This is a genomic window from Paenibacillus popilliae ATCC 14706 (assembly GCF_000315235.1).
Taxonomy (GTDB): domain Bacteria; phylum Bacillota; class Bacilli; order Paenibacillales; family Paenibacillaceae; genus Paenibacillus_B; species Paenibacillus_B popilliae.
Window position 1 is genome coordinate 1 of the sequence record NZ_BALG01000130.1, and the last position, 7,336, is coordinate 7,336.

A 7,336-nucleotide genomic window follows, 5' to 3' on the forward strand; every position below is an offset into this window, starting at 1 on the left:
AAGACATTCATCTCCAAAACGCGGGGTGAATGTCTTCTTTTTATACTATCTGCACCGCCTCCGAAGAAAAACGCAAGTTCTTCAGTGGCCTCGGATTTAGCCAATGGCACTTTTGTAGGAGAAGCGAAGGCGTTAACCTTTAAAGAGGTTTATCTGCAATGGTTTGCAACCCATTCACCAACTCTTAAACCAAGCACTAGGAAGACAACTAAACAGAAGATTGAAAAACACTTACTTCCCCATTTTGGTAAATTGAAAATGCGGGACATTTCAAAACCATATTGCCAAGAGGTCATCAATAAAATTGCACAAAACATCAAATCTGTGGATGCCATGAAAATCTACGCAAATCAAATTTTCAAATATGCTGTTAAAATGGATATTATTCCTCACAATCCAATGGCCTATGTGACAGTTCCAAAAGATGGTTCAAATTTTGTAACAGAAGGAATTATTGAGGAACGAGACTATTGGGAGAAACATGAAATCAAACAATTTTTGATGATTATGAAAAATAGTGATGATTTTATGGATTATGTATTGTTCCATCTATTCATTTACACTGGGGCTCGGAAAGGAGAAATACTCTCATTACATGAGTCTGACGTTGATTTTGCAAATAAAACACTTACGTTGACTAAGACTCTTTATTATGAAGACAAGTCATTTTCTTTTCAAACATCCAAAACTACAACATCAAGAAGGACGATAAGTTTAGACAGTGTCACACTTCAATTGTTAAAAAAATGGCTCACTTATAGAAAGCAGCAATTGTTAGCCGCTGGTAATGGGGTTGAATCGAATCTCCTACTGTTTGCTCGTTTTGATGAAACCCCGCTAAGGTTGGCATACCCTAATGACAAACTAAATAATATAATCAGCAAAAATAAACTTCACAAAGTTACCGTCCATGGTCTTCGTCATACACATGCATCATTGTTGTTCGAAGCAGGCGCAAGCATAAAAGAAGTTCAGGAACGTTTAGGTCACTCAGACATCAAAATGACCATGAACATTTATACACATGTCACGAAAACGGTCAAAGAACAAACAGCAACTAAGTTCCAAAAGTATCTTGAGCTATGAACTCAATATGGTCAAAATATGGTCACGTGGTTTTTCTGGCATAAAAAATCCCCAAACCATAAAGATGGTTCAGGGAAGAAAAACCTTGATATATAAGCTACAGAAGCTCTTTCCGAAGCTGTTCAGGCGATTTCGGCGACAGAAGGCCGAATGGAATGTCGAATACGGTGCGTGCACCGGCTTCTCCGCGTGCCGCCAGCTTGGATACCGCCCGTGCGTAGGCGACGAGCACGCTCGCCGTGAACTCCGGGTTGCTGCCCAGCTTCAAGCTGAATTCCATCAATTGCGTCGTACCTTCGCCGGTCACACCGCTGCGCAGGACGTAACCGCCGTGAGGCATCGCCGAGTGATTTGCCTTCAGCTCCTCTTCGCTGATGAAGTTTACAATCGTTTCATAGTCGGAAAAGTAGTTCGGCATGTTTTTGATTGTCGCTTCGATGCGGGCCTTGTCCGCGCCTTCCTCGGCCACAACGAAGCACTCGCGCAGATGCTTGTCGCGTGTCGACAGTTGCGGCTGTTCCCCATTGCGGACAGCAGCTACCGCTTCCTTGGAAGGAATGGTGTACTGCACGCCATTTTTGACGCCTTCTACGCGGCGAATTGCATCCGAGTGGCCTTGGCTGACGCCGCGTCCCCAGAAGGTATATTCCACGCCTTGCGGCAACGCCGCTTCGAACAGCAAGCGGTTCAGGGAGAACAAGCCCGGATCCCATCCCGTAGAGATGACAGACACATGCCCCGACGCTTGTGCCGCACTGTTAACGGCTTCGAAGTACTCCGGAATGCGCGCATGCGTATCGAAGCTGTCCACCGTATGGAACAGGCATGCCAATTCAGGTCCCTGCTCCGGCAGATCCGTAGCCGAGCCGCCGCACAAGATCATGACATCGACTTTGTCTGTATAAGATTCCACTTCCTGCAACGATACAACCGGAACGCTCGCTTGCACCGAGCCCGGATCTCTGCGGGTAAACACAGCGACAAGCTCCATGTCTGGATTTTGCTGAATCGACTTCTCGACCCCTCTTCCAAGGTTGCCGTAACCTACAATTCCGATACGTATAGCTGACATCGTACGTTCATCTCCTTCAACTTTTCTAACACAAGTATAATATGGACAAAGGCTTACCGACATAGATTATTCGGAGAACATGTTGCACTTCATGTCCACTCCTTGCGTACGCCAAAAAGAAGCGGCAAGCTGCGACCCGGGTGTCGAGCAGGATGTCGTGGCCCTCTAGCATCTTAGCGTCAAACCGCTTGATGTTGTCATTGCGAACTATCTGGACACCGATCCTATGGGCGGTCTGGACGATATACTCAACGCTTCCAAGGTAGCCAAGAGCGGAGTCACCATCCCGCTTGAAAACGATACGGCCGAATGGGTCGCCCCTGTTAAGGAATATGGCAAGGATTTAAATGAATGGAGCGCCATGTTACACTTGAAGTATTAAGAGACTTCTTACCTTATTACCGGTGATGCTGAAGCCAACAGCGTATGAAAACATTCCAGATAGACACGTAAGGAACAACAACCGCTATCAGCGATGTAAAAAGTAAATTTCAAAGACAGTGAGGTGATCCGTATGTTCAAAGGGATAATCGACCGATTTGAATGCGATCTGGCCCTGATTGAAGTGGACGGCCATACCGTTGAATATCCAAAGTATTTGTTGCCGGCAGAAGCCGAGGCGGGAGACGTCGTAACTATTAACGGCAATCAATTCACTCTCGATAAAGAAGAGACGAAAAAACGAAAACAAGAAATGGATGAGCTGATGAATGAGCTATTCGAGGATTAAAGCTTTTCTATCCTAGAGCTTCGCGAACCGTTTCTAGAGTAATGGCATGAAGTTGAGATTCGCTCCCTCGCCGATATCGCGTAGCCATTTCGGGTAAGTTGCAGTTTTTGGTTACCGTCTCATCGCGGCCGGTGAGATCACGAAGACCTCAACTTAGATAATACGGTCGCTCTGAAGCGGGAGCGGTGCTTTTTGTCGTACGGTTGCCACTTATACTGACGGACAAATCGGTGTGGATAACAGTGCCTAATCAGAGTCGCATATGTATGTTAAAAGGCAACCAAAAGCGGTTGCCTTTTAACCATAGTTTTCTGGAGGTAAACTTTTAGATGAGTTTTCCTTCAGCCATGCAATCTACGCAGGTTACAGTGGGAAAGCAAGAACTGTCATTTATAGCCATAATACATATAATTATTATTTCCACAGTTACTTCTTCCTGCTGCCATAAAATATGTTGGGGTTACGGATTGGCCGGAATATCCATTACTTACCTTATGCATGTACGGATTATAATTCATTAGATTCATGTACGAGCCATAATTCACGGGATTAAAACCTACATTATTATATTGACCATACGAACAGGTCGAAGCGAAGGCTCCAGAAGCTGAGAAAGCGAAGACAGTCATTACTGCCATCGTAGATACAACTAATTTTTTCATAGTAGTTATTCCTTCCTAACTGTTTTAATTTAAAAGGGGTGAAAAGATGAAAAAAAGTATACATTGGTAAAAAAATGCAAAGACGCGTCCTGCAATTTTATTAGTTTGTGTGTCTCTATTACCAGATGTTTAGAGTTTTGCAAGCATTGAATAACGGCGCCAAGAAATTCAACAAATTCTACAAAATTCAAAACATCTACATTAATAATAAGGTATTATGGTGTGAATTGGTAGTAAATAATAGTTTTGGATTGAATATTTTGTAAGATATCTCCTATTTTTTTAGGGTCCAGTCCAAATACGGTAAACTAACCCTGAATCTGTTCGGTTCTGTAATGAAACCAATAATATCCTGGATTATCATTCTGATGAATCCACCGGTCGAGGGCAGATGACATTAGATCGTACTTTTCTGGTTTTTAAATTCGGGGATAAAGGTATGGCTTTCTCGCTTGGTTACTATGTGAACCGGCTTACCATCAAACTTGCAAATGACGGATTGTAAAATAAAGTGCGACACCTTCTGGACCGGGGTTTTCCCCCTAAAAGCCGCACGTTCTCCCGGCTACCGCCATCTTAATACACTTTCAAAAATAGGCCAACCAGAAATTGTGGTTAAAGGACTTGGTTATGTAGACAAGGCTCGGAAATTCACAGTATATCACTTGCTACAATACTGGTGCACGGTAGCTTCACAGGAGTGGTCCAGTTACCGTGCTGGAGCAGATCTCGCTCCTTCGTGCGGTTTGCCTCAGGTCCATTACTCGTGTTTTTCCGGCAGTGCCTCTGAAGTCTCTATTACTGCTCATTGATTCCACCACGGTTACGGTAGGGAAAACTCGTCTGCCTTGGGCCCCTTACCTCGGAGAACGGGCAGGGATTAAATTTCATGTGGCTCTACGGGCAAACGACAGCCAACCTCTCCGTGTCGTAGAGACCGTAGGCTCTCAGCATGACGGACCTGTAAGCGAGTAATTGACGCATCCTGATTACATCATGGTCATGGATCGAGCTTATGGAAAACTGGAGCGGATCGACCGCTTCAAACAAGACAGACAATCGTTTGTGATCCGGCTTCGGGACCATATCCATCTAGAGAAGCCTAGGGCACTGCGCCGGTATTCTTCACCTGAATCTTCAATTCTCCGGGATCTGACCTGCCATCTTGGAACGGCTCAATGCCGATCCAAGGAACGACATCGCGTAGTCATTTTTCAGGATTTTGAGGGGCGAGAGATTCGTCTCGTTACCGATTTAATGCATGTTACCGCCGAACAGTTGGCTTAGATCTATCAAGCGCGCTGGCAGATCGAAGTCTTTTTCCACTGGATCAAGCAACATGTAAACGTTCCTACGTTGTTCGGTACGACTGAAAATGCCGTATTTGGTCAGCTTTTTGGAGCCTTGATTACCTATGTTCTTCTTAAATGGCTGTATGATGTTACAAACACCAGCTTGCTTCGGCATGCTGTTCTTTCGTTTTCCCGGTTTGCCCGAATAGTTGTTTTCTGTTCGCTTCCTGTCGAGTGGCAGTTACGGATTCATTGCATTCTGTTAGGAGAATCGCGATTATTTTGATATGGAGTAATTTGGTTAATCAACAGGCCTGGTCGCATATGTATGTTAAAAGGCAACCAAAAGCGGTTGCCTTTTAACCATAGTTTTCTGGAGGTAAACTTTTAGATGAGTTTTCCTTCAGCCATGCAATCTACGTACTTTATTTTATTATCATAATCTACCTTAAATTCCTTCTCTTTGTCAACCCAGACGGATCGAGAGAAGGGTTACAGCGGGAAAGCGAGAACTGTCAATTATAGATATAGTTTATATAATTATTGTTTTCACAGTTACTTCTTCCTGCCCCATGAAATATGCTGGGGCTACCGTTTGGCGGAAATATCCCCTTATTTTCTGAATTTATGCACGCGCCATCATTCATGCGATTCGTGTTCGAGCCTTCATTCACGCGATTCGTGTTCGAGCCATCATTCATGCGATTCGTGTACCAGCCATAATTCATGTGATTCATGTACGAGCCATCATCCATGTGATTCATGTACCAGCCATAATTCGTGCGATTCATGTACGATCCATCATTCGTGCGATTCATGTACGATCCATCATTCGTGCGATTCATGTACGATCCATCATTCGTGCGATTCGTGTACGATCCATCATTCGTGCGATTCATGTACGATCCATCATTCGTGCGATTCATGTACGATCCATCATTCACGGGATTCGTGTTCGAGCCATCATTCACGGGATTCGTGTTCGAGCCATCATTCATGTGATTCCTATACGAGCCATAATTCACGGGATTCGTGTTCGAGCCATAATTCACGGGATTCATGTTCGAGCCATAATTCACGGGATTAAAACCAACATTATTAAATTGGCCATATGAAAGGCTCGAAGCGAAGGCTCCAGAAGCTGAGAAAGTGAAGACAGTCATTACCGCCATAGTAGATACAACTAATTTTTTCATAGTAGTTATTCCTTCCTAACTGTTTTAATTTAAAAGGGGTCAAAAGATGAAAAAAAGTATACAGTGATAAAAAAATGCAAAGACGCGTCCTGCAAATTTATTAGGTTGTGTATCTCTCTTACCAGATGTTTAGGGGTTTTACTAGCATTGAATAACGGCGCCAAGAAATTCAACAAATTCTATAAAATCCAAAACATCTACATTAATAATAAGGCATTATGGTGTGAATTGGTAGTAAATAATCTCTTCCAATTGAATAATTTGTAAGAAAACTCCTGTTTTTTTGGGGTACATGTCCAAATACGGCAAACTACCCCTGAGCCTGTTCAGTTCTGTAATGAAACCAATGATATCCTGAATTATCATTCTGCTGAACCGGCTTACCATCAAATTAGCAAACAAAAAAACCCTGCCGAAGAAGCGCAGGGCATACGATAAAGGTGAACGATGAGTGAAAACAAATCATTTAGATAAATGCACGAGAAACAATAACAAGCAAGATAAACAGAACCAGGATTACCCCCGTCGAAGTCCAGAGACCTCCGAGGCCACAAGATCCGCACGAATATCCTCCAACAACTTCACCCATTTGAGATTCCCTCCTTTCGTTAGGTACATAATCATCGTATTGAAGTTGCTTTCGTTATGCCTTGGCTATTATCCCATACAGAAATATTTAGGCTTGTTGGAACGACGACTTTCCCGTCCTATTTTCGGGCCATCCAGCCCACAATACCGCCGAGAGCGGACATCGCGACACATAAGACGGCTGCTTTTCCTTTATATTCAAGTTCTCTTCCTTCATCAGCTTTAGTATTCTTTTACAAATTTACAGTGAACTTCCCCATCGGCTAAGCCTAAGTATAGTAGTACGGGAGAAAGATACTTACAAAATTCAAAGAGACAAAAAGACGCATCATACAGATCAAATGGATGGATCGGCTACACTTAGTTGGACAATAAAAATAAGGGCTTGTAGAATAAACCTATCATCTTAAGGAGGGGAGCTCTACATGCCAAAACAACGAAGAACTTTTACGTCGGAATTCAAGAAACAAATGGTAGGACTCTATGAAAACGGGAAGTCCAGAGCAGCGATTATGGAGGAATATGGCCTCACCGCCTCGGCCTTAGACCGCTGGATCGCAATCGGGATAACTACTCGGTATCAGCAATGTGCGGTGTCCTGCAAATCACCAGAAGTACGTTCTATTATGAAGCCAAAGAAGCAGCCAAGGAAGATGACGTCACCGAAGCCATTGTGGACATCTTCCACAAGAATCGAAAAGCCTATGGCA

General features: G+C 43.7%; 4 protein-coding genes and 2 pseudogenes. 4 read left to right on the top strand and 2 right to left on the bottom strand.

Going from position 1 to position 7,336, the window contains the following annotated elements; translation table 11 throughout:
- Positions 1-1,086: tyrosine-type recombinase/integrase (locus tag PPOP_RS09740; RefSeq protein WP_148277893.1), on the top strand; the 1,086-nt coding region annotated here is incomplete at its 5' end.
- Positions 1,087-1,183: 97 nt separating this feature from the next.
- Here PPOP_RS09740 and PPOP_RS09745 read toward each other — a convergent pair.
- On the bottom strand, positions 1,184-2,158 hold the full coding sequence (locus PPOP_RS09745; RefSeq protein ID WP_006286116.1) for a diaminopimelate dehydrogenase: 975 nt from the start codon (positions 2,156-2,158) through the stop codon (positions 1,184-1,186).
- A gap of 514 nt (positions 2,159-2,672) precedes the next feature.
- Between PPOP_RS09745 and PPOP_RS09755 the strand changes: the two genes are divergently transcribed.
- Both PPOP_RS09755 and PPOP_RS25885 read left to right on the top strand, forming a co-directional pair.
- Positions 2,673-2,888, top strand: coding sequence for a DUF3006 domain-containing protein (locus PPOP_RS09755; protein ID WP_006286118.1), 216 nt, complete (start codon positions 2,673-2,675; stop codon positions 2,886-2,888).
- Positions 2,889-4,552: 1,664 nt separating this feature from the next.
- Positions 4,553-5,128 (top strand): annotated as a pseudogene (locus PPOP_RS25885) (transposase).
- Positions 5,129-6,504: 1,376 nt separating this feature from the next.
- Here the strand turns inward: PPOP_RS25885 and PPOP_RS24150 are convergent.
- Positions 6,505-6,627 (bottom strand): YjcZ family sporulation protein, encoded by a 123-nt coding sequence (locus tag PPOP_RS24150; protein WP_234399770.1) that lies wholly within the window; start codon positions 6,625-6,627, stop codon positions 6,505-6,507.
- 424 nt (positions 6,628-7,051) lie between these two features.
- Between PPOP_RS24150 and PPOP_RS09770 the strand changes: the two are divergent.
- Positions 7,052-7,336, top strand: a pseudogene (locus PPOP_RS09770) (helix-turn-helix domain-containing protein); the annotation flags it as partial.